The sequence below is a fragment of the Moraxella sp. CTOTU48268 genome (assembly GCF_032069585.1).
Taxonomy (GTDB): domain Bacteria; phylum Pseudomonadota; class Gammaproteobacteria; order Pseudomonadales; family Moraxellaceae; genus Faucicola; species Faucicola cinerea.
On record NZ_DAMALV010000010.1, the window covers coordinates 1 to 22538 of the forward strand.

Below are 22538 nucleotides of genomic sequence, written 5' to 3' on the forward strand. Positions count from 1 at the left end.
TATCAAGTGCGATTTTGCAGTTTGTGCTTGTCTTGCTGTCTAGTCCAAAAAACAGTTTAAAAGTTGTCAATAGCGTGAGTCCGGTACAATTTGAGTTACCAGATGGCGGAGGTAACAATGATAAACATTAGCGTCATCTTATGTGCATCTGCCGGTATTTTTGGCTTGTTTGCACTTATTAAATGGTTTTTTATCTTAAAGCCGAATGTCTATACGAATGCGCTTAATGTTGCGCCAATCATTATTACGACAATCGCATGGTTGTCAGCATCGGTCACATTTTACCAACATCCAGAGTTTGATAGCCCTATCGATCCGCAGAGACTAGCGATGATAATTGGCTGGGCATGGCTAATTTATCAACTTAAAGTCAATCGCGATAATAATGTTCGCAAAGATAAGATTATAAAAACTTTGCGAGATACCAATAACCAACCAACCGCCAATTAGGCGGTTTTTTATCGTCTGGAGAAATCATGACACACGAGGGATTTTTCAATTGGCTTCGCTCGATGCAAGATGATAAGCGTCTAAGCCAAAATGAAGTTGATACAGCCAATGAGTTGTTAAAAACAACCACGCCCGAACGGCTGAAAGCCTGGTTAATTGAAGTTAATGACTGGGATACTGAACAGTCAAAAAATGGCTTTATGCAGCTATCCAAAGCAGGCGTGGACTACATTAAGAAGTTTGAAGCATACCGGGCAAAACCGTACCAGGATAGCAAAGGCGTATGGACAATTGGCTATGGTAATACTTATTGGCCAAACGGAAAGCGTGTATCACCAAATGACAAGCCGTTGACTGAAGCTGAAGCCGCTGAACTTAAACGTACGATTACCAACCGTGATTTTGTGCCATCAGTGAATGTTATGCTGCGCGATGAAATTAAAGCTGGCAAGATTACACAGAATATGTTTGATGCTTTGGTTTCATTAGCATACAATATCGGCACCGGCGCATTGGCTGGCTCAAGCATTATTCGAAAATTAAAAGCGGGTGATAAATTGGGAGCGGCAAATGCATTTCGTCTTTATAACAAATCAGGCGGGCAAGTTTTAAAAGGCTTGGTTAATCGCCGTGAAGAAGAGCGTAAAATCTTTTTATCTTAAAAAGATATTTACTTGACACAATTTTTGGCACACAAGCTAATAAACACTGAGAATCTTATAGATATTAAAAATCACTGACATCATGAAAATCAATCAGTTAGTTTCTATACGCTACTTGGGGTTACTTTGTATGAGAGTTCGAATCTCTCAGCTTCCGCCATATTAAAAAAACCCCTGACTTAATTAAGTTTTGGGGTTTTTTATTGCCTAAGATTTATCCTTATGAATATCATTCTTTTACCGCAAAATACCTCATCGACCGTTATTATTGATGATAAAACGAGCGTTATGCATTTAAAACAGGTGCTTAAAGTGACATTGGGCGATACGGTGAAAGTCGGTATCAAAAATGGGCATTTAGGCACAGCGGTTGTGAGCAATATCCACGATTCAAGTATCGAATTATCCCAAATCCACTGTACTATTGCGCCACCTGCCAAACTGCCACTGACTGTTATTTTGGCAATTCCCCGCCCCAAGGTATTGCGTCGTCTATTTTTGGACATGACGGCGATGGGCGCCCAGCATATTATCTTGGTCAATAGTTACCGTAGTGAAAAGAGCTACTGGCAAACCCCATTTTTAACTCAGCTCGATAACTATATCCATGAAGGCCTACAACAAGCCTGCGATACCGTAAGCCCGACCGTAAGCCTCAAAAAACGCTTAAAACCCTTTGTTGAGGATGAACTACCTACTTTAATTGCAGGCAAACAGGCGATTTTGGCACATCCTTATGCCAATGAGCAGTTTACTCAAGTGTGGGACAATGCCCTGCCACATGTGCTAGTGATTGGGGCTGAAGGGGGCTGGATCGATTATGAAGTGGAATTGTTCAAAACTGCTGGCTGCCAAGTGGCGCATATTGGCAATCGCATCTTACGCACTGAGAATGCCGTGAGTGTGCTCTGCGGTCATGCACTGTTAACTCGCCAATAAAATAGCCCATAAGAACAGCCCTACCTTGCCGTCAGATAACCTGCTGTCGCCAAAATTAAGCGGATGCAGGTGTGAAAAAATCATTACAACATCATAACAATTTTGTCTTGGGATTGATTTTGCATAAGGGTGTATGATATTTCCTGCTTCATGTCATAACGATAAAATTAAATAATATTGCATAACTAGATAACATGACTGGATAATATAACGAGATAAAAAGGAAAGCTCATGAAAGCGAGTGATATCTTAGATAACGCGACGTTTATGCCTTTTACTGCCCCACCCTGTTCGAATGGTCCTTACGAATTTTTTGACCGCGAATACTTTATCATCACCTATCGCACCGATCCCGAAAAACTGCGTGCTATTGTACCTGAGCCACTCCAAATCACTGATGAGGCACTGGTGAGTTACGAGTTTATCCGTATGCCCAACAGCACAGGTTTTGGCAACTATACCGAATCGGGACAAGTGATTGAAGTGATTGATGCCGAAGGCCGTCATGCCAATTATACCCATTGTATGTTTTTAGATGACTTTGGACCTACCGCGGGCGGGCGTGAGCTGTGGGGTTTCCCAAAAAAAATGGCGTCGCCTGTATTAACCGTTGACAACACCGACACCCTACTTGGCACCCTCGACTATGGTAGTGTGCGCGTAGCCACAGGCACTATGGCGTATAAATATGATGAGCTGGACAAAGCCACTGTCAAAGCCAATATGGAAAAAACGCCCAATTATTTATTAAAACTCATTCCCCATGTCGATGGCACGCCGCGTATTTGCGAGTTGGTGCGTTATTATTTGACTGATGTAGAAGTTAAAGCAGCCTACACAGGACCTGCTACCTTACAGTTATTTGACCATGTGATGGCACCCGTGTCAAAATTACCTGTGCTAGAAATCGTCAAAACCTCTCATATTATCGCAAATCTCACCCTGGCGTTGGGTGAAGTAGCGGTAGATTACATTGCCGATGCTCAGGCCCGTCCCGATAGTAACTTTCAATAATTAATTTTCAATAATTAATTTTCAATAATTAATTTTTAATAATTAAAACGGTCATAATAAAACCACTTTGTCATAAAAAATTAAGGAGAAAAATATGGCTACTCAACTCACTACCGATTTAACAGGTAAAGTCGCACTCGTCACTGGCTCTGCAAGTGGTATCGGCCGCGATATCGCAGAAACCTATGCCAAAGCGGGCGCTGCGGTAGGCATTGCAGATATCAACCCAGATGCGGCGCAAGCAACCGTAGATGCAATCAAAGCTGCAGGCGGCAAAGCGGTTGCCATTGCCATGGATGTGACCAATGAAGATGCGGTAAATGCTGGCGTGGATAAACTGGTACAAGAATTTGGGGATATTGATATTTTGGTGTCCAATGCCGGTATCCAAATCATCAACCCCATTGACCAATTTAGCTACGCGGATTGGAAAAAAATGATTGCTATTCATCTAGACGGTGCTTTTTTGACTACCAAAGCGGCACTTAAATACATGTATCAAAATGATAAAGTAGGTACTGTTATTTATATGGGCTCGGTACACTCGCATGAAGCATCAGCCTTAAAAGCGCCGTACGTCTCCGCCAAACACGCGCTATTAGGTCTAGCCCGCGTATTGGCTAAAGAAGGCGCAGCTCACAACGTGCGTTCATATGTGGTATGCCCAGGCTTTGTCAAAACCCCACTGGTTGAAAAACAAATCCCAGAACAAGCCAAAGAAAAAGGCATTTCTGAAGAAGAAGTGGTGAAAAATGTAATGCTGGGTCAAACCGTTGACGGTGAATTTACCACAACCGATGATATCGCTCAATTAACCTTATTCTTAACCGCTTTCCCAACCAATGCAATGACCGGTCAATCATTTATCGCAAGTCATGGTTGGTTTATGAAATAGCTGAGTACTGGCTTAAAAAGCTAAAGTACAAGAATAAACTACAAAATTAACTCATAAAAAAGGACTAGCTTGGCTAGTCCTTTTTTATGAGTTTGCACGCTACATAAATGGTTAATTTATGGGTTACAGATCGTCAATGAGTTTTCGACCATCACTCGCCACAGGTTCATGGTCAATTTTTTGAATCTCTGATTTTATAAGCTGTTCATTGTTATCAGCGATACATTGCATGATCATGGCAAGTTGTTGCTTGGTCGCATCTTGATATTTTTCTGCTAAGATTTGCCCGACGTGACCCGCGGTTTGGGCAGATTTTGGGTTGGAAAGCCAGTGAGCCAGTTGCTGCGTTAATTCATCACTACCATTGACTTGCATCAATGCACCGGATTGTTTTAACTGATCCACAATCAGTTGGCAAGATTGGGTATATTGCCCCATAATAATCGGCTTGCCGACAATAGCTGCTTCTATCGGATTATGCCCCCCGATATTGACCAAAGACCCACCGACAATGGCAATGTCTGAGAGTGCATACCACACGCCAAGCTCACCCATACTATCTGCCAGATAGACGCTCTCATTTTTGGCAGGTTCGCCATCTTGACTACGCCGAATCACCGGCAAATTTTTGGAATCAATCAATTTGGCGACATCATCAAACCGCTCAGGATGACGTGGTACGATAATGAGCAGCGGATGACGGTTGGCATACTGGGATTTTACGGTTAAAAAACTGTCTAAAATTGCCAATTCTTCGCCTTCATGGGTACTGGCTGCCAAAATCACGGCGCGATCTGACAAGTTCCAACTTTCTCGTAACTTTTCGGCACGGCTTAGCATCAACGGGTTGGTTTTACTAGACCATTTAAGCGAACTAGCAATGCGGATTTTGTCACTGGTAGCGCCCAATTGGCGAAAGCGTTTGGCAGAATCGCTGTCTTGGGCGATGATAAGGCTTAAATTCTCCATCATACTTTGGCTAAGCTTGGCAGCTTTTTGATATCCCTTAAAAGATTTTTCAGACAAGCGCCCATTGACCAAAATCGTGGCAATTTGACGCTTGCTCAGTTCAACAAGCGTGGTACCCCACAATTCAGTCTCGATAAATAGCGCGGCAACGGGTTGGACATGGGCCAAAAATTTATCAATCACTGCTTTACTATCGACCGGTACAAAACTATGGTACACCTTGCCGGCTGCTATCTCCGGCGCAAACAGCTGCTCGACGCGGTTAAAGCCTGTATGAGTGGTATTGGTCACCCACAGTGCATAGCCTTGCGCGAGCAAATCTCTTAAAATCGGCTCGGCGGTATTGGTTTCACCGAGTGACACCGCATGACACCAAATTATCGGCTGGCGGGTGTGAATCTTTGGAAACACTTGACCAAAGCGTTGCTGCTTTTCATTAGGCAAGGTGGTTTTGCTCGCAAGTTTTAGTTGGTATAGTGGCTTTAACAGCGACATGGCGAGACGATAGTATAACGGTGTGGCTTGCATAACGACTCTTGAAACAACTTAATAAAAAAATGCCGTTATTGTAAAAAACGAGGGCTAAAATAGCAATAAAAAACCCTACTTTGTAAGTAGGGTTTTTGAACTTAAGCGTTAGCTACATTCAAGACCAGCCATTAGGCTTGTTCTGTCCAGCGTTTTTGTGATTCTTTAATGACCGCTTTGGCTTCTTCAATGTCGCCCCAGCTTTCAACTTTGGTTGTGCCCGCTTTTTTCAAATCTTTATAGTGATTGAAGTGGAACTCGATTTGTTTAATCAATTGCTGTGGTAAATCTGCTAGGGTATTGATAGCGTTACCGTTGTTGCGGTCATCGGCAGGTACTACAACCACTTTATCATCTACTTCACCATCATCGACGAATTTCATCACGCCAATGACTTTGGCTTCCATAAAGATGCCTGTTGGTAGCGGGGTGTCAGTGATGATTAGTGCGTCTAATTCGTCGCCATCTTCATCAAGGGTTTGTGGGATAAAACCATAGTTGGTTGGTTTGGCAAATAATTGTGGCTCTACACGGTCAAGTTGCATTACGCCAAGTTTACGGTTCCATTCGATTTTGTTGTTTGAACCCGCTGGAATTTCGATAACCACGTTAATCACGCCGCCATCAACATCACCCGCATCAAGAATTTGGTTAAAATCAGCCATGAGTTTTTCCTTTTTGTTAGTAAAGTTGTTTATAAAACTGCTTGTAAAAAAGTAGCCTAAAAGTGGGTCGATTATAGCAAAGTCTGTTGGTTTTCTCTATTTTTTCCCGCCGCGACTTCTATAAAATTATGAATATCCATAGGCAAGTTTGGAATTAAAAAAATTGGTCGTTTAACATCCTGTGTTAATTAAAATCCACTTACTTTTCAATAAACTTGGCTTTGTCTTTAAACATACATTCATCAAACACCGGGCATTTGCCACATTCGGGACTTCTAGCTTTACAAGTATAACGCCCATGCAAAATCAAATAATGGTGCGCGTCCAATATATAATCCTGTGGTATTCGCGCGATGAGTTTATCTTCCACTTCTCGCACGTTTTTACCCGATGCCAAGCCTGTGCGATTGCCGACACGAAAAATATGGGTATCCACTGCCATAGTGGGCTGCCCAAAGGCGGTGTTGAGCACCACATTGGCAGTTTTTCGCCCTACCCCTGCCAGGCTTTCAAGCTCGTGACGGGTTTGCGGTACTTCGCTAGCAAATTTATCCACCAAGTCTTGGCAGCATTTCATCACATTTTTGGCTTTGCTATTATATAGCCCAATGGTTTTGATATAGCTTTTTAGCCCAGCTTCACCCAAATCCAAAATTGCTTGCGGGGTATTGGCAACGGCATACAATTTACGGGTAGCCAGATTGACACTGACATCGGTGGCTTGTGCCGACAGTATGACCGCAATCAACAATTCAAAGTTGCTCTGATATTCCAGTTCCGTCTCTGGTTTTTCAATAGCTGCGGCTAGTTTTTGGAAAAACGGCAACACGTTTTTATTAGGCATGCGCCGTGAGGGCGGTGTCTCTGCGGTTTTGGGCACTTGGATTTTTGGTTTGATGTTGGCAACCATTATGCACTCTTTAGGTTATGGCAGTGTCGCAAGTTGCTGCTGCAAGGCTTGCACCAAGGCTTGTTTGTTGTCATCTGCGCGTACGGCAAGTTGTTTTTCTAATTTTTTGATTTGGGTGCGTAGTTTTGCCGCTTCAATGGCGTTTTTAGCCGCTGCTGCATCGATATCGACTTTGATGTCATTGAGTTTAGCTTGTACCATACTGACCACAGGTTTGGCATTGGTGTTGTCATTGACTTGGCGTTCGATACGGTCAAGGTGGGCGTAATAGCGCGCGCGTAATCCGTCTTGCTCGGTTTGCCTTGTCGCGTCATCCATCAACCGTGGGAAGGGCACCAGCTCGATGCAGTCCACTGGACAGGGTGGCAAACACAGCTCACAACCTGTGCATAGGTCGGTAAAAATGGTGTGCATACGTTTGCCCGAGCCAATAATGGCATCGACAGGACACGCAGGAATACATTTGGTACAGCCAATGCAATCTTCTTCTCGAATGATGGCTCGCATTTCCATCGGACGATTGGTAGCGGGATCGGTTTGCCACTTTGAGGCTTCAGCTGTCAGTGGGATACGCCCAAGCAGTTTGCCGATTTGGTCAGTGACTGATTGTCCACCGGGCACGCATTGGTTATGCGATTCGTCCAGTGTGACAATGGAGGTAGCATACGGCAGACAGCCTTCAGGATGACCGCATAGCCCGCATTGGGTTTGCGGCAGGACTTGGTCGATTTGTTGTATTAATCGTTGATGCTCGATACTTAGGCTATTTAGGTTTAAATTATTAAATAGATTGGGTACCTTAAAAACAGGTTGGCTATCAGACATGGCTCAATTTTTATTCACTATAATCATCAATGTGTATTTTACCATAGCTCATGCCTATTTCGCCTATAACCTATTAATACAAATCATCAAGACAAATAATGAAGACAAATCACTTAATGAATCTGTTTAAGATTGGTAATGCTGTTTCACCCATTCGATCAGTTGATAAGCAATCGTGCCTTTTGGCGGAATGATAGGGCCGTTTTCATCTAAACTATCTACATCAAAAAATTGGGCATCCATCAGCTCATTGTTATCTATGGTGATATCGCCACTTTGGTAATCTGCAATAAACCCTACCATTAAATTGCTGGGAAAAGGCCACGGTTGGCTGCCAAAATAGCGCAAATTGCTGACAGATAACCCTACCTCTTCCATCACTTCACGATGCACGCATTGCTCTAAGCTCTCACCCACTTCTACAAAACCTGCCAGCACGGTATACATTTTACTATCTGTCGCCCGTAGATGATGCGCTAACAAAATCTGCGGTTTGTCTGCGGTAGTTTTGATGATGGCGGTGATGATACAAGGCTGTACTCGAGGATATTGGTGGTAGTGGCAGCTAGGGCAAACGGTGGCATTTTCAATGGGGTGTAACTCAGTGGGCGTACCGCAGCGGCTACAAAATTGATGATCTTGATGCCAGCGTAACAGCTGCATGGCTTTGGCTAATTGGCTAGTTTGTAGCGCATCAAGGCTGCCAATCAGATGTCGAAAGCGCAGAAACTCAATCTGTCCTGTAATCGCTTCTGGCAATTGTGACAAGTCGATATTTTGATGGGCAATGGCATAAATACTGTTGCCTGCCTCATCGGTGTTCACTTTAACGGCCTGAGCGGGCATATCCTCACAAGGATAAAAAAAAGGAAGTCCGCCTATACAAGCGAACTTATCGTTATCACATATAAGTAAATCATGGTGTAATGCGGTCATATTGGTTACCAAATTACCCTAGGCCACAAGCATGTGTTGTAAGCTGCGATAGCCGACATACATTGCATGGTTGCCTGCGGGTTTGTTCGTTTCAAGACTTTCTAGATAATAATCTGCTGACATCACAATATCGGCAATGCTAGCAAGCTGATACTCTGACAACCTGCAATCATTTTGCTCGATTAAGTTTTGTAGCACTGTAGCAGCGCGTTTGAGCAGTTGGCTTTGTCGAGGTAAGTTTAAAAATAAGCAAGCACCCGAGATAGCGCGCATCATATCAGGCACAGGCATGATATGTAGAATATCTTTGTCGGCGTCATTTAGATAATTATTGAGTGCAGTTTCAATGGTGGCAATCGCGGTACGGCTTTCTTGGACGAGCGTGTTGTGAGCCGTTTCGATTTGATGTAACGAAATAGTCTGGTTGTACACAGGTAATGTCACCGCACCTGGGGTATGTGATTTTGCTAGGTTAATCGCCGCATTTTCTGCCATCATTAAAGTACCAAGCAAGCCATCAAAATCATCAGGCGTTGGCTGCGTCCAAGTTTTTACTTTGCCAATTTGTTGATTCAGCGTTGCACTCACCTCATTTAAATTTAAGGTTTTAAACACATTACTTAAATCATGCAAACGCTGGGCCATGCTATCAATCTCATCTGTACTTGAATTGAGATTAACTTGGCGGGCATAATTGTCACTGGAAGATTTAATCAAGTCAATTTCTTGCTGGATGAGCTGGTTAAGCGTACTGGTCGCTTCACAGTCAGGTCCAAATAAGAAGCGACGCATGGCTGTTAACTGGGTTTCGTTTAAGGTATTGGCTGAGAATTTTTGTTGGACTTGCAAGGCAAGCTGGCTATCTCTTGAGCTGGCAAACTGCACCAAATCAGCAAAACGAGAATCATTGACAGGCAGATAGTCATTAAATTGTTGTTCAACAAAAATCAGCGCCCGCTTTTGCAGGTTGCTAAGCGGTAAAGCCCCTGCCAAATCTGATACCGCCGCATCAGCGGCATGCCAAAACAAACTATCGGTACGTTTTGAAACCATTTCACACGCAGCTTGCATGGCTTTGAGTTTGTCTCGCTCTTTAGGCGATAATTGATTGCTCTGTGCAGTGAGCGCCACGCTCAGACCTGCGCGATAAGCTTCCACCAATTTTTTTGGGTCAATGCCGAGTGATTTTAACGGTTGGTAATTTTGCTCTGGGTTGGCAATCGCGATACTGCTGTTTTTGTGGCCAGTTAACGCTGATAGCTGCAGCGCTGGCTGATTCAAATCGCTGTGAAGTTGATTGATAATCGGCAACAACAACGAAGGTTCAATGGTCTCTTTAAGTAATACAAACTCGATATAACGCGCCAATGTCATGATGCCTTCTGACACATCCATTATCATATCATTGCTGGCTTTGTCACGGTTGGCTTGGTCACGCTCGTCATAGAGTTTTTGCAGTCCTGCCGATAGACTATTGGCAAGTTCATAGCCTTCCTCTAATTGAATCAACCGCAGTACTTTTGCCAATTGCGCCAAGGTATCCACGGAATCAAGTAGCAAAGGCGCTTGACTACTGTCGTCATTAAACTCACTTAAATGCATCTCGGCATCGTGTAGCGTCACGGCAATCTCAGGTCTTAATAAATGCAATGAAGGCAAATCAAAATTGGTGGCCGTTAGTTTTTGTGAGTTAGGACTTGGCAGACTCATGTTTTTTTATCCAAAATGACTTTAGGGTGATAAAGGTAAAATGACAGCTACGCTTATTGCTGATTATTGTAAGACGTCCCTATGCCAGTGTCTATGTCAAAGTGTTAACACCCGCACAATAATTACACTTTATCATGAAATTTTGCCCAACAAAGAAATGCTTTTACAAAATTTAATAAGGCATTTTTATTGTTAAACACTCGCCCAGTTTTCAGCCAGCTGCGGGTTGTTATCTTTTAAGGCGTTAAGCCATTCAAGATGCGCCTGCTCAGCATCACTACTTGCCAAAAAGCGCTTGATAGTCGTGCTAAAACGCTGATGCTCAGTTGCGCCGCCGACACCGCCGCCGACCTCATCATCAATCGCTAACGCAACCTGTCCGCCAGTCATCGCCAGATACACTTCCGCTAAAATCTCGGCATCGAGTAACGCCCCGTGGAAGGTACGGTCTTGTTTACCGACATTGAGACGTTTAACCAGCGCGTCCAAGGTATTGCGCTGCCCTGCGAACATGCGTTTGGCAATGGCAAGGCTGTCTGTCACAGTGACGGTTTGGTGGATATCGGGCAAGCCAAGTCGCGCAAACTCAGCTTGCAAAAAGCTCATATCAAATCCCGCGTTATGCGCGATGAGTTCTGCGCCTTGCAAAAAGTCATAAATCGCTTCACCGACTTGCTCAAACACGGGCATATCATTTAAAAACACATTGTGAATGCCATGAACGCGAATGACTTCTTCACCCATCTCAATTTTTGGGTTGATATAGACATGCAGTTTTTCACCGGTAAAACGTCGATTAATCATCTCAACGATACCGACCTCAATGATACGGTCACCATTTTGCGCTTCAAACCCTGTGGTCTCAGTATCGAGAATCAGCTGGCGATTGGCAGTCCCTTTGTGTTTGGCGATGGGCAATAAAGGTATAAAGGTTGGGTTGGGCTGACTGGTAATACCGTTAAACACGGGACGCTGGGCAATCAAGCTGTCATCTTGCGCGACAAATTGCCCTTGTGGATTGGTGAACACCGCAAAATGTGGGTTAGCACTTGTTGGCAAGTCAGTTGCCTGTCCCCCTAACGATGATTGAGTTGATACATCGACACTTTGAGTATGGCTAGCTTGAGTATGGCGGGTTTGAGCCTTGCTTGTTTGGGTATTGCTTGCTTGAGTAGTGCTTGGGGCTGGCTCACCGTCAAGTGCCTGCAAAAAGATATCCCCCATCATCTCACTGTCGGCAAACGCCATATCTTGCGCGTCATCAAAAGACGTATCGCTAAAATCGCGGGTTAACGCTGAGTGATTGAGGGCTGGGTTGTTATCGGTTGATATTGGGTTCATGGGCGGGTCTTTTTTTTTACTATCAAAATCAGGGTTTTTATCACTAAAATCCGATTTAACATCTAAATCAGTGGTAGGATTGGGTGGGTTTTTAATCACTTTGTTAAAGCTTTTGGGCAGTTGATCAATGCCTTGGTTTGCAAGCTTATCGGCATATTCATTGCCATCATGACCGGCATGTCCTTTGACCCATTGCCAGTCAATTTGTCGCTGCTCGCACAGCCCATCAAGTCGCTGCCATAATTCCACATTTTTGACATTTTTCCAATGTTTCTTTTTCCACCCTGCCAGCCATTCGCTGATACCTTTGATGACATAGCTAGAGTCTGACCAGATTTGAATCGGTAACGTTTTTGGGCTGTTTTCCAGTGCGGCAATCGCACCCATCAGCTCCATGCGGTTGTTGGTGGTATGTGCCTCACCCCCGCAAATATCAATTTGCTCACCCGTAGGTAAAATCACCACAGCACCAAAGCCCCCCTTACCAGGATTGCCACGGCAGGCGCCATCAGTGTAAGCAAGGGTTCGACCCTCAAGGGGCGTTAAGGCATGATTTGACATAGATAACAACCCATATGAAACAGCAAAACAATCAAAAAAACAGCCCTCAGTATAAGAAAAAAAAGCATAAAAAGCCATGCCAAAACGTCTATAATAACCGCTTATAGTTGCTATCTGCAGGTTTAAAGGACGTCTATGCAAAACAAATCTCGTGCGCTCGTGTCAGCTGTGTTGACCAAGGTGGGTATGGCTATGGTCTGTGCGCTAAGCCTAAATTTGGCGGCTTGTAACCAGCCCCAATCCCCTGCAACCACTAGCAGCGATGGCGCAAAACAGTCGCCAGCACTATCACAACCTGCCGCTAGCGATGATGTGTTTGTGGGTTGTTACACAGTCAGCCATACAGAACCTGCGCAAATCAAAATCATCAAAAATGGTGAAAGTTACGCCATGCAAATGCGCGAGTTTAACGACCCCAGCAAAAACTGGGACAAGCCTGAAGCCATGCAAGTCATCGCCACTGACAGCCCAGATATACAAAAATACTTTGACATCAAAGCCGATGAACATCAATACTTAGAAAAAGTCATTGCCCGTCCCGACCGCGTGTTTGTGCTCGCCAAAATCACCGATAGTTTTGCAAGCCTAAACCCGCAATTTGACAGCCCCTATTTGGGTTATATCTACAAAGATAGCAATACCGTCTATAAAGTAGCATGCGAGCAAACCACCAAACTTTAATCACCTGAGTTGCTGCTTGATTTGATAAGCTTGGTTTTTTGATGAGCTTGGTTTGATGCTTGAGTTAATACATCTTATCCAAATTTTAACCCCAAACGATTGATAGAGAGTAAGCGATGAATTTTTTTGCATGGTTAGTGCTGGGCTTGGTGGCATACACTAGTGGCTTTAGTATCCGTCATTTTCACTACAAAGACGCCGCCATCCCAAATGATAAAAAATGGCAATACGCGGCGATTTTTTTTGTCATCGCGCTCGTGGTCTTTGCGCTATTGAATTTATATGTTATGCACAAAGCTGCGCTTGATATGATGTTTGTAGCGGTATCGAGTTTGGTGGCGACAGGGGTTTTTTATTATGGTATCTCGGCAGATACCAACAACAAGATGAACATACCTGATTAGTTAACCATGATTTTGTAAGTCGATGAATTTGTTTGGATAATAAAATGTTTCAAAAAATGGCGAATACCCACGTCCCCATGACTACCACCCACTTGGCTGGCTTGACGCGGCGTCGACTGCTAAAAACAGGGATAGCGCTATCGGCAGCGACGGTAACGGGCGCAAAAGCGGATTTGACCATTGGCGGGCAAGTGATTAGCCAACCTTCACAGCGCTATGGGTCAAACAATGATGCTGATAACATGGCTTTTGGCGAGCCCAGCGCTATGCCCAATGGCAATACGCCCATGGAAACAGTGCCCATCAATCCCCAATGGCCCCAATGGGACTTTGCGACCATCAAAGCCAATTGTGAAGCCCTCAAAGGTCGCGGTGTCCACCTCCATTTGGTAGCACCATCGGGATTTGGCAGTGACGAACAGCGTAACTTACTGGCGATTCACCGACTCACCCAAGCCGGATTTTATATCGACAATCCCGAAGTGATTGGTCGCCGTTATCTGCGCTTTGCAGGTTCAGACAGTGAGCGCTTGGGCGATATTACCGCGTTACTCAATCGACCTGTACATGAGCTGCCCAAGATATTACTTGGCGTGCGTGGCGGCTATGGCGCGATGCGTTTGCTCAACAAATTAAGTGATCAGCAGTGGCGAATGCTGACGCAAAAACTCAAAGAGCGCGGTACACTGTTGATGGGATTTAGTGATTTTACTGCCTTGCAACTTGCTATGTACGCCAAAGGTCATCTCCCTTATGTAGCAGGGGCAATGCTCAGTAGTGACTTTGGCAAAACAGAGGTGAATACCGATACCATCCAAAGTTTTATCAACCTTTGTACCCAGAACCAGCTACGTATCCAAGTGCCAGAAGCTCAGCTTTATCGTGACACTGCGCGTCCTTTGGCTAAGCCTATAAAAGGCACCTTATGGGGCGGTAATCTTAGCGTGTTATCTGCGATGGTGGGCACGCCGTATATGCCAACTGTCGACAATGGGATTTTATTTTTGGAAGATACCGGTGAGCAGCCATACCGTATTGAGCGTATGCTACAAACCTTGGTGTTATCAGGCATTGTGGCAAAACAGCAAGCGATTGTGCTCGGCAAATTTAATTTTAGCGGCATCAGTGATGCTTACAATGGCGATTACACCTTTGATACCGTCATCCGTACTATCCAACAAGCGACAGGGCGACCCATCTACACCGATTTTCCCTTTGGGCATGTGGCAAGACGCATTAATTTTCCGTTAGGTGTGCCTGTCACGCTTGACAATGTGGGTAGTGGTTATCAAGCGACGTTTAACCAGTTTTATCATCTTAAAACCGATGCAAACTTTGGCAATTTGGACTTAACTAAATTATTCGTCTAACGTATTATTGATCTAAAGTATCATTGGTCTAGCGGGGTCTTATGTATGTTAGTTAAAACCTGTTTGTATGCTACCCAAACAGGTTTATTTAACACATATTCTTTGACTTTTTTGACTTTCCAATCGTGCTAGAAAATCCGATTGTTATCATGCGTTTTGGCAAATTTGGCGATATTGGCTTCGATATTTTTAGCGATATTGAGATAATAGTCGGCAAATTCATCGCCTGCGCCTTGATTGGCAATGACGGATGGCTCTCCTTTATCGGCTTGCTCGCGGATGCCTTTCGCCAATGGTAATTGCCCCAGTAGTGGCACTTGATACTGTGCTGCCATTTTATCCCCGCCACCTTCGCCAAAAATTGCTTCGGTATGCCCACAGCTGCTACAAGTATGCAGCGCCATATTTTCTACCACGCCCAGCACAGGGATATGGGTTTTGCGGAACATCTCAATGCCTTTTTGCGCATCTAGTAAAGCAATATGTTGGGGTGTGGTCACAATCACCGCACCTGTCACAGGAATACGTTGGGCGAGCGTCAACTGAATATCCCCCGTCCCAGGTGGCATATCAATCACCAAATAATCAAGATTTGGCCAGTTGGTTTGGTTGTAAAGTTGCATCAGTGCGCCTGTGGCTTTGGCACCGCGCCAAGCAACCGGGGTAGTGTCATCGCTCAACAAGCTACCGATAGATAGCATCGGCATACCTTGCGCTGCAATCGGTACAAATTGCTCATGCTCGAGCTGCGGCTGCTGACCTGGCACGCCAAGCATACTTGGAATACTCGGGCCGTAGATATCCGCATCCAGCACGCCCACGCGTTTGCCCAGTTTTTGCAACGCCAAGGCGATATTTACCGTCGTTGTCGATTTGCCAACACCGCCTTTGCCCGAAGCCACCACAATAATATGCTCGATACGTGGATGCGGTGTTAATTCTGCTTGGGTAGTGGCTTTTTTGGCAATCGCAGGTTCAGGGTTTTCTGTGACTAATTTGTCACTTTGTGGCGCGACCTGAGTGACAGGTGGCATGGCATTGGTGGTTTTGGGTAGGGTTGAGCCACTGCCTTTAGTAGTAGGTTTTGGCGCGGTAGTGCTGTCAAACAAGGTAATATTCATATTCACTTCACTGACCCCATGGATATGCAGCTTTTGGCTCAAATCATGATGGATTTGTTCAGGATTGCAGTCATCGGGCAAGCGCAAATCCAATGTCAGACTATTACCTTGCTGTTTAGCCCCTTTGACATACTGGCGAATTGGTTGGTTATTGACGTGATATTCATCAAATAACTGATTAAGCGTGGACTCATCCACTGTTGCCACGGTTTTTGGTTTGATAAAGTTGAACATGATAGTTGCTTACCCCAATGTTGTTATTTTAACGATTTTAACCACTGTTAAGTGGGGTTCATTGCCAATTTTCACAGAGACAGATTGAACATATCTGTGTGAAAAGTAATTTTTCTTGTTTGATTGATGCCCATTGGTTGGGAAATGATGCGATTTAAGCTATCATACAGCAATAATGACATTTTTTTAAACAAATCAATAACAGGTGTATTGTGAGAAAAATTTTAGTTACTAGCGCCCTACCGTATGCCAATGGTCCGATTCATTTGGGACATTTGGTTGAGTACATCCAGACCGATATTTGGGTACGCGCCATGAAATCACTGGGTCATCAAGCGACCTATGTATGTGCCGATGATGCCCATGGTACAGCGATTATGCTTAAAGCAGAAGCCAACGGTGTCACCCCTGAAGAGCAAATTGCCGATGTCAAAGCCTCCCATGAAAAAGATTTTGCGGGCTTTTTGGTTGATTTTGACAATTATTATTCGACCCATAGTCCCGAAAATGAGTATTACTCACAGCTGATTTATAATCGCTTGTATGAAAACGGTCATATCTCTCACAAAGCAGTTGAACAGCTGTATGACCCAGAAAAAGGCTTGTTTTTGGCAGACCGTTTTGTCAAAGGCGAATGCCCGAAATGCGGCGCAAAAGACCAATACGGCGATAACTGCGAAGTCTGCGGCACGACCTACAATGCCACCGAACTCAAAAATCCTTACTCAACGCTTTCAGGTGCAACGCCTGTTTTAAAATCATCCATCCATTATTTCTTTAATCTGCCAAACTTTAGCGAATTTTTGCAAAACTGGACGCGTAAAGAAGGTCGCCTGCAAACCTCTATCGCCAACAAATTACAAGAATGGTTTGATGCAGGGCTTGCCAACTGGGATATCAGCCGCGATGCGCCGTATTTTGGCTTTAAAATCCCAAACACCCCAGCCAGTGAACCCGACAAGTATTTTTATGTGTGGCTCGATGCGCCTGTCGGTTATATGGCAAGTTTCAAAAACTTGTGTGACCAACAAGGTGCGAATTTAGGCTTAAATTTTGATGACTATTGGTCAAAAGAAAATCATAACAACACCGAAGTCTATCACTTTATCGGTAAAGATATCGTGTATTTCCACGCGCTGTTTTGGCCAGCTATGCTTGAAGGCGCAGGATTTAGAACCCCCACTGCCATCAACGCGCATGGCTTCTTAACCGTCAATGGCGAGAAAATGAGTAAATCTCGCGGCACCTTTATCAAAGCCGATACTTACTTACAAAACCTTGACCCTGAATACTTGCGTTACTACTTTGCTAGCAAATTATCTGCCAGTGTCGAAGATATCAATCTTGACCTCGAAGACTTTATGCAAAAAGTCAATTCAGACTTAGTGGGTAAAGTCGTCAATATCGCTAGCCGCTGCGCAGGATTTATCCATAAAAATCATGGCAGTAAACTGGCACTGACAATCAGCGAGCCTGCTTTGGTGCAACAAATCATTGATGCCGGCGAAGACATCGCTGCTGCTTATGAAGCGCGCGAATTTAGCAAAGCCATGCGTCTGATTATGGCGTGTGCAGACAAAGCTAATGAGTACATCGATGACAAAAAACCGTGGGCTCTTAACAAAGTCGAAGGCCAACAAGCCGAAGTACAAGCGGTGTGTACCGTCGCGCTTAATATCTTCCGTCAATTGGTGGTTTATCTTGCCCCTGTATTGCCATTGATGTGTGAAAAAGCACGAATTTTTCTCAATGTTGACAGCCTAGATTTTGATAGCCGTCATGCGTTATTGGTCGGGCATACCATCAACGCCTTTACCCCATTGATGCAGCGTGTTGACAAAGATAAAGTTGCTGCGATGGTGGACGCTTCAAAAGAAGATTTAAACAAACAGCCTGCTATCGCCAATCAAGCCGCAACTGGACAATCTGGCGCGAGCAAAGCCAAAGCCGCCGCTAGTGAACAATCCACTGATGCTAACGCATTGATTGGTATCGATGACTTCGCCAAAGTCACGATGACCGTAGCAAAAGTACTAGCCTGCAACAACGTGGAAGGTGCAGATAAATTGCTGCAATTTACCCTAGATGTGGGTGAGACAGATGCGCAGGGCAATGTGAAAACGCGCAATGTGTTTAGCGGTATCGCCAAATTCTATAACCCTGAACAATTGGTGGGCAAAACCGTGGTCTGCGTCACCAACCTTGCGCCACGAAAAATGAAGTTTGGTATTTCTGAAGGTATGATTTTATCGGCTGAAAAAGCGGGTCAATTGACGGTTGTTACTTTAGATGACCATATCCCTGCGGGTGCGACCCTTGCTTAATGGGCTTAACTGTGATTGATTGCGATGAGCTGAAACATTTTGACACATTCTTAATCATTTTTTTGATCACAACAAAAAACCGCTGATAATTACCAGCGGTTTTTTTATTAAGCTATCCTAAATATCAAAAAATATATAATGTAGCCCAATTAACGGTCGCTTTTGCTAACGCTAATGCGAACAGGTATAGATTTTCGATTGGCTCTAACCGGATTAGCTGACTTATTGTATTGGCAATAATGGGGTGCTTCAGCCGAAGGTAGAATAGCACCAACTACTAATACGCCTGCCATCAAGTTTGATGAGTTCATATAGCCTCCTTGTTGAGTTAGTGTACGATGATTCCATCTGTGAATCATTTACCTTTACTAAGCACAGACATGTTTAACTTAATCAACGCTGCAACGAATCGTTTAAAAAAGATAAATAATGCTGCGAGTAGAAGTTGTATTCTAAAAGATATCGAAAGATTTTCATACCATTTTATTATGACAATTTCATGAAATATCCAATTATTTTGATTCTTTATGTTTCAATTAAGGTCTTTTTGTTTCCATTAAGCGCTTTATGTAATTAAACCTACTCAGACAGCAATATTTACAACATTTTTTTAATAGACCAATATTCATAAAAACCGCTAAACAATAAAAAAACTTATGTATAATATGTATAGAGGATAGCAAACTTTCATTTATGTTATAGCAAACTAGTACGTTGAAATGATATACTCTGCTCACAAAACAATTTTGATGATTGGGGAATACTATGTTGTCATTCACACGCGGTCAATTATCCGCTATCTGCGCCATTATTGGATTATCTTTAGCCGCCTGCTCACCTCAGAAACCACCCGCGCAAGCTGCAGACACGTCTAGCAAACCCTCAGCCACTGCCAGCCAAAAACCCAATAAAACCATCGCCATTTCTGCGATTGTGGCGCACCCATCGCTTGATACCATTCGCCAAGGTATCATTGATGAATTGGCTGCTGAAGGGTATATCAAAGGGCAAAATCTGACGGTAAATTTTCAATCTGCACAAGGCAATACGGCAACGGCAGGACAAATATCCAAACAATTTGTTGCTGACAAACCTGATGCTATCGTGGCAATCTCCACCCCTACCGCTCAGTCGTTGGCTGCCGCTAGCAAAGAGATACCGATTGTTTATACAGCAGTGTCAGATCCTGTCGCTGCCAAGCTCATTACTCAACAAAACACCCCGACTCAGCCCAACATCACAGGTTTATCCAGCCAATTACCGCTAGCACCGCAGCTTGACTTTATACAAAAAATCATGCCGTCAGCCAAATCCATTGGCTATGTGTTTAGTGCAGGTGAGATGAATTCGGTGGCGCTGCGAGATAAGCTCAACATTGCGCTGCCAGAGCGTGGCATGAACTTAGTGGATATCCCCGCCAACCGTCCGACTGATATTGCCATGGCAACTAACAGTCTTGGCGGCAAAGCCCAGTTGATTTATACCTCAATGGACAATAACGTGGCGTCAGCATTTGAATCAATGGTGCAATCAGCCAATGCCTTAAAACTTCCCATCATCGCCTCCGATGAGTTTAGCGTCCGCCGCGGCGCTACGGCAGCACTCGGTGTCAATGATTATGACTTTGGGCGCGCCACAGGCAAAATGGTAGGCAAAATTTTGGATGGCACACCTGTCAATCAAGTTAAACCCGAAGTAATGAACCAATTAACTTTATACGTGAGCCCAAAACACGCCCAAGCACAAGGCGTAACACTAAATCCTGAACTATTAAAAGGTGCGATTAACGTTGATACCACACCCGAGCAAAAAATTGACAAATAATCGCTATGGTTAAATGAAAAAACCCGCCTAAATAGACGGGTTTTTCAAACTGGCCAGTAAAACGATGCGTTATTTAAAGTACATTTAAAATAACACGTGTCGCTTCAAGCACATCAAGTACGCGATTGTCAACACGTAGGCGCACTTCACCTGGACGCGGGTGACTGATAACTTTTGCTTGGCGATAAGCATTGTTATTTAACACATAGACATTACGGTCATTATATCGCTTGACGCTGTAATAACGACTATCTAGTTTTTTTGCCCAGCCTGGTGGTACCGCTTTACCACGTGCAACATTTTTTTGCAGACCTGGGGGTAATTGGCGATACTGCTCGTGGGTTAGGTAGCGACCCGTACGACTATCGTAGTATCGATTGTCGCCTCTGTCGTGGTCTCTATCATGGTTTGTGTTGTAGCGTTGGTTTTCTTTGCGGTCATCTTTATAGTGTTGTTGTTGCTGTTTCCAGGTTCTAGCTTGTTTGTCTTGTTTATATTGAGCTTTACCATGACCAGGATCTGCAAAAACAACGGGTGAAGCCATAAACGAGCCCGCTAAAAATAAGCTAGTTAATAATGTCGATTTTTTCATTGTCATACACCTTTCTCTGTGATGGATAAGTAATTTTGTATGAAGCTATATTATGAAATTAAAATGTAACTTAATATGACAATGCTGTGGTAATTTTCTTTCTACTTAAAAACAATACGCTATGACTTATTAGTTAGCTTATGACTTAGCGAATTATTATTAAAAAATGATACATTAGCGAAATGAGGCAGATTGTTATGTTATAGCAATTTATCAGAAATCACTCTTTAACCCGTGACCCAAAGCTTTTATCATGGTTGGCAAACTTGCCTGATACATATAACGCTATGCGGCTGCAAAATTAGCTGATAAAATGTAAATAATGCTTAACAATACTGTATGATATTGTTATTGAAGTGTAAGATTTTCCTTTTTTAAGATTTACCTTTTTAATTGTTACCCTATGGATGGATTTTTGGAGTGATATATGTTGAACGCTACATTTGGTGTTTCTCGTTTGACCAAAGCAATGATGCTAGGTGGAATTTGTATGGCAAGCCTGATGGGTTGCAGCCAATCTAACAATAAAACAGCTGATGCCAGTAGCGCAAGCACGGCAAGCGCAACGACAGCTGCGTCAGGCGATACCAAGTCTGTCGCTATCACGGCAATCGTTGAGCACCCAGCATTAGATGCCGTCCGTCAAGGTGTGATTGAAGAGCTTGGCAATGAAGGCTTTAAAGAAGGTCAAAACCTAAAAGTAAATTTCCAATCCGCCCAAGGCAACACGGCGACTGCCGGTCAGATTGCCAAACAATTTGCCGCGGATAAACCCGATGCCATCGTTGCCATTGCTACCCCATCGGCGCAATCCGTCATTGCAGCGACCAACTCAATTCCTGTTATCTTCTCTGCGGTTACCGACCCTGTCGAAGCGAAACTGATAAAATCTTGGGAAGCCTCTGGCACCAACGTGACAGGCGCATCAGACATGTTACCACTTGAGCCACAGATTGAGCTGATGAAAAAAGTCGTACCAAATCTCAAATCAGTCGGCTATGTATACAGCCCCGGAGAAGTCAACTCAACGGTAGTACTCAAAGAGCTTGAAACAAAATTTAAACCGATGGGTATCAGCATCGTTGCAGCACCTGCACAGCGCACTACCGATATTCCGCAAGCGACTCGCGGTCTACAAGGTAAAGTTCAGCTCATCTATACCTCACTTGACAACAACGTGGTATCCGCTTATGAGTCGCTTTACCAAGCGGCTAAAGAAATCAAAGTCCCTCTAGTGGCGTCCGATACTGACTCCGTTGCCCGTGGTGCAGTTGCGGCGATGGGTATCAACTACAAAGACTTAGGCATCGAAACAGGTAAAATCGTTGGCCGCGTCCTAAAAGGCGAAAAACCAGGTACCATCAAGCCTATCACGATGAATAAGCTTGACTTATACCTTAGCCCAAAGCACGCGCAAGAAGTTGGTATTACCCTGCCACAAGAGTTAATTAGTCAGGCAGCCCAAGTAGAGCCTGCGCCAAAAGCTAAACAATAAATCTTTTGTTAGTTTTAGCTGTTTTAATGTGATTGTAAATTTAATTTCCCAGTGGCAACTAAAGTTGCAAAGCGCGTATTTGTACTTT

General features: G+C 44.0%; 21 protein-coding genes. 11 read left to right on the forward strand and 10 right to left on the reverse strand.

The annotated features are described in order from the left end of the window. Positions 1-117 precede the first annotated feature (117 nt). The 5 genes from RT143_RS05250 (at position 118) to RT143_RS05270 (ending at position 3960) form a co-directional block, all read left to right on the forward strand. Positions 118-450, forward strand: coding sequence for a hypothetical protein (locus RT143_RS05250; RefSeq protein WP_313091653.1), 333 nt, complete (start codon positions 118-120; stop codon positions 448-450). A gap of 26 nt (positions 451-476) precedes the next feature. Next, on the forward strand, positions 477-1112 hold the full coding sequence (locus RT143_RS05255; RefSeq protein ID WP_313091654.1) for a lysozyme: 636 nt from the start codon (positions 477-479) through the stop codon (positions 1110-1112). 222 nt (positions 1113-1334) lie between these two features. Then, positions 1335-2051: a 16S rRNA (uracil(1498)-N(3))-methyltransferase gene (locus RT143_RS05260; RefSeq protein ID WP_313091655.1), complete on the forward strand. Its 717-nt coding sequence runs from the start codon at positions 1335-1337 to the stop codon at positions 2049-2051. A 231-nt stretch (positions 2052-2282) separates the two neighbouring features. Next, the gene (locus RT143_RS05265) at positions 2283-3065 is read left to right on the forward strand and encodes an acetoacetate decarboxylase (RefSeq protein WP_050324135.1); all 783 of its coding nucleotides are present in this window, start codon (positions 2283-2285) and stop codon (positions 3063-3065) included. Between the two features lie 94 nt (positions 3066-3159). Next, entirely contained in the window at positions 3160-3960 is an 801-nt protein-coding gene (locus RT143_RS05270; RefSeq protein ID WP_036589350.1) for a 3-hydroxybutyrate dehydrogenase, read from the forward strand. Between the two features lie 123 nt (positions 3961-4083). Here RT143_RS05270 and RT143_RS05275 read toward each other — a convergent pair whose 3' ends face one another. From RT143_RS05275 to dnaQ, 7 genes are all read right to left on the reverse strand, one after another. After that, positions 4084-5457 (reverse strand): 3-deoxy-D-manno-octulosonic acid transferase, encoded by a 1374-nt coding sequence (locus tag RT143_RS05275; RefSeq protein WP_313091657.1) that lies wholly within the window; start codon positions 5455-5457, stop codon positions 4084-4086. Positions 5458-5588: 131 nt separating this feature from the next. Continuing rightward, on the reverse strand, positions 5589-6122 hold the full coding sequence (locus tag RT143_RS05280; RefSeq protein WP_065252420.1) for an inorganic diphosphatase: 534 nt from the start codon (positions 6120-6122) through the stop codon (positions 5589-5591). 199 nt (positions 6123-6321) lie between these two features. Continuing rightward, the gene (gene nth / locus RT143_RS05285) at positions 6322-6966 is read right to left on the reverse strand and encodes an endonuclease III (protein ID WP_313091727.1); all 645 of its coding nucleotides are present in this window, start codon (positions 6964-6966) and stop codon (positions 6322-6324) included. An 81-nt stretch (positions 6967-7047) separates the two neighbouring features. Beyond that, entirely contained in the window at positions 7048-7857 is an 810-nt protein-coding gene (locus tag RT143_RS05290) for an RnfABCDGE type electron transport complex subunit B (RefSeq protein ID WP_313091658.1), read from the reverse strand. 126 nt (positions 7858-7983) lie between these two features. Then, positions 7984-8793 (reverse strand): NAD(+) diphosphatase, encoded by an 810-nt coding sequence (gene nudC / locus RT143_RS05295; RefSeq protein ID WP_313091660.1) that lies wholly within the window; start codon positions 8791-8793, stop codon positions 7984-7986. 18 nt (positions 8794-8811) lie between these two features. Then, positions 8812-10503, reverse strand: coding sequence for a hypothetical protein (locus RT143_RS05300; protein WP_313091661.1), 1692 nt, complete (start codon positions 10501-10503; stop codon positions 8812-8814). A 192-nt stretch (positions 10504-10695) separates the two neighbouring features. After that, complete coding sequence (dnaQ, locus tag RT143_RS05305) at positions 10696-12405, reverse strand: DNA polymerase III subunit epsilon (RefSeq protein WP_313091663.1); 1710 nt, start codon at positions 12403-12405, stop codon at positions 10696-10698. A gap of 135 nt (positions 12406-12540) precedes the next feature. Between dnaQ and RT143_RS05310 the strand changes: the two genes are divergently transcribed. The 3 genes from RT143_RS05310 to RT143_RS05320 all read left to right on the forward strand — a co-directional run bounded on the left by RT143_RS05310 (position 12541) and on the right by RT143_RS05320 (position 14860). After that, complete coding sequence (locus RT143_RS05310; RefSeq protein ID WP_313091665.1) at positions 12541-13086, forward strand: hypothetical protein; 546 nt, start codon at positions 12541-12543, stop codon at positions 13084-13086. A 116-nt stretch (positions 13087-13202) separates the two neighbouring features. Then, on the forward strand, positions 13203-13490 hold the full coding sequence (locus RT143_RS05315; RefSeq protein WP_313091667.1) for a hypothetical protein: 288 nt from the start codon (positions 13203-13205) through the stop codon (positions 13488-13490). Between the two features lie 44 nt (positions 13491-13534). Next, the gene (locus RT143_RS05320) at positions 13535-14860 is read left to right on the forward strand and encodes an LD-carboxypeptidase (protein ID WP_313091668.1); all 1326 of its coding nucleotides are present in this window, start codon (positions 13535-13537) and stop codon (positions 14858-14860) included. Positions 14861-14988: 128 nt separating this feature from the next. Here the strand turns inward: RT143_RS05320 and apbC are convergent, their stop codons facing one another. After that, positions 14989-16215, reverse strand: a complete 1227-nt coding sequence (gene apbC / locus RT143_RS05325) for an iron-sulfur cluster carrier protein ApbC (RefSeq protein ID WP_313091670.1) — start codon at positions 16213-16215, stop codon at positions 14989-14991. A 212-nt stretch (positions 16216-16427) separates the two neighbouring features. On the opposite strand from apbC, the gene metG reads away from it, so the two are divergent. Then, positions 16428-18539, forward strand: coding sequence for a methionine--tRNA ligase (metG, locus tag RT143_RS05330; protein ID WP_313091672.1), 2112 nt, complete (start codon positions 16428-16430; stop codon positions 18537-18539). Positions 18540-18688: 149 nt separating this feature from the next. On the opposite strand, the gene RT143_RS05335 is transcribed toward metG, so the two are convergent. Then, positions 18689-18850, reverse strand: coding sequence for a hypothetical protein (locus RT143_RS05335; RefSeq protein ID WP_007116336.1), 162 nt, complete (start codon positions 18848-18850; stop codon positions 18689-18691). Between the two features lie 454 nt (positions 18851-19304). Here RT143_RS05335 and RT143_RS05340 point away from each other — a divergent pair, with 454 nt between their 5' ends. Continuing rightward, a complete protein-coding gene (locus RT143_RS05340; RefSeq protein WP_313091674.1) occupies positions 19305-20363 on the forward strand; it encodes an ABC transporter substrate-binding protein in 1059 nt (352 codons plus the stop codon). A 73-nt stretch (positions 20364-20436) separates the two neighbouring features. Here RT143_RS05340 and RT143_RS05345 read toward each other — a convergent pair whose 3' ends face one another. Beyond that, complete coding sequence (locus RT143_RS05345; RefSeq protein ID WP_313091675.1) at positions 20437-20955, reverse strand: hypothetical protein; 519 nt, start codon at positions 20953-20955, stop codon at positions 20437-20439. 502 nt (positions 20956-21457) lie between these two features. On the opposite strand from RT143_RS05345, the gene RT143_RS05350 reads away from it, so the two are divergent. After that, on the forward strand, positions 21458-22450 hold the full coding sequence (locus RT143_RS05350) for an ABC transporter substrate-binding protein (protein ID WP_404935888.1): 993 nt from the start codon (positions 21458-21460) through the stop codon (positions 22448-22450). Positions 22451-22538 lie beyond the last annotated feature (88 nt).

Excerpts from the sequence above, each read along its gene's own strand:
- apbC (WP_313091670.1), bottom strand. The coding sequence starts at position 16,215 with ATGTTCAACTTTATCAAACCAAAAACCGTGGCAACAGTGGATGAGTCC.
- RT143_RS05275 (WP_313091657.1), bottom strand. The coding sequence starts at position 5,457 with ATGCAAGCCACACCGTTATACTATCGTCTCGCCATGTCGCTGTTAAAG.
- RT143_RS05250 (WP_313091653.1), top strand. The coding sequence starts at position 118 with ATGATAAACATTAGCGTCATCTTATGTGCATCTGCCGGTATTTTTGGC.
- RT143_RS05320 (WP_313091668.1), top strand. The coding sequence starts at position 13,535 with ATGTTTCAAAAAATGGCGAATACCCACGTCCCCATGACTACCACCCAC.
- RT143_RS05265 (WP_050324135.1), top strand. The coding sequence starts at position 2,283 with ATGAAAGCGAGTGATATCTTAGATAACGCGACGTTTATGCCTTTTACT.
- nth (WP_313091727.1), bottom strand. The coding sequence starts at position 6,966 with ATGCCTAATAAAAACGTGTTGCCGTTTTTCCAAAAACTAGCCGCAGCT.
- RT143_RS05290 (WP_313091658.1), bottom strand. The coding sequence starts at position 7,857 with ATGTCTGATAGCCAACCTGTTTTTAAGGTACCCAATCTATTTAATAAT.
- RT143_RS05340 (WP_313091674.1), top strand. The coding sequence starts at position 19,305 with ATGTTGTCATTCACACGCGGTCAATTATCCGCTATCTGCGCCATTATT.
- RT143_RS05345 (WP_313091675.1), bottom strand. The coding sequence starts at position 20,955 with ATGAAAAAATCGACATTATTAACTAGCTTATTTTTAGCGGGCTCGTTT.
- RT143_RS05310 (WP_313091665.1), top strand. The coding sequence starts at position 12,541 with ATGCAAAACAAATCTCGTGCGCTCGTGTCAGCTGTGTTGACCAAGGTG.
- RT143_RS05335 (WP_007116336.1), bottom strand. The coding sequence starts at position 18,850 with ATGAACTCATCAAACTTGATGGCAGGCGTATTAGTAGTTGGTGCTATT.
- RT143_RS05300 (WP_313091661.1), bottom strand. The coding sequence starts at position 10,503 with ATGAGTCTGCCAAGTCCTAACTCACAAAAACTAACGGCCACCAATTTT.
- RT143_RS05255 (WP_313091654.1), top strand. The coding sequence starts at position 477 with ATGACACACGAGGGATTTTTCAATTGGCTTCGCTCGATGCAAGATGAT.
- RT143_RS05260 (WP_313091655.1), top strand. The coding sequence starts at position 1,335 with ATGAATATCATTCTTTTACCGCAAAATACCTCATCGACCGTTATTATT.
- RT143_RS05270 (WP_036589350.1), top strand. The coding sequence starts at position 3,160 with ATGGCTACTCAACTCACTACCGATTTAACAGGTAAAGTCGCACTCGTC.
- RT143_RS05350 (WP_404935888.1), top strand. The coding sequence starts at position 21,458 with ATGGGTTGCAGCCAATCTAACAATAAAACAGCTGATGCCAGTAGCGCA.
- RT143_RS05280 (WP_065252420.1), bottom strand. The coding sequence starts at position 6,122 with ATGGCTGATTTTAACCAAATTCTTGATGCGGGTGATGTTGATGGCGGC.
- RT143_RS05315 (WP_313091667.1), top strand. The coding sequence starts at position 13,203 with ATGAATTTTTTTGCATGGTTAGTGCTGGGCTTGGTGGCATACACTAGT.
- nudC (WP_313091660.1), bottom strand. The coding sequence starts at position 8,793 with ATGACCGCATTACACCATGATTTACTTATATGTGATAACGATAAGTTC.
- dnaQ (WP_313091663.1), bottom strand. The coding sequence starts at position 12,405 with ATGTCAAATCATGCCTTAACGCCCCTTGAGGGTCGAACCCTTGCTTAC.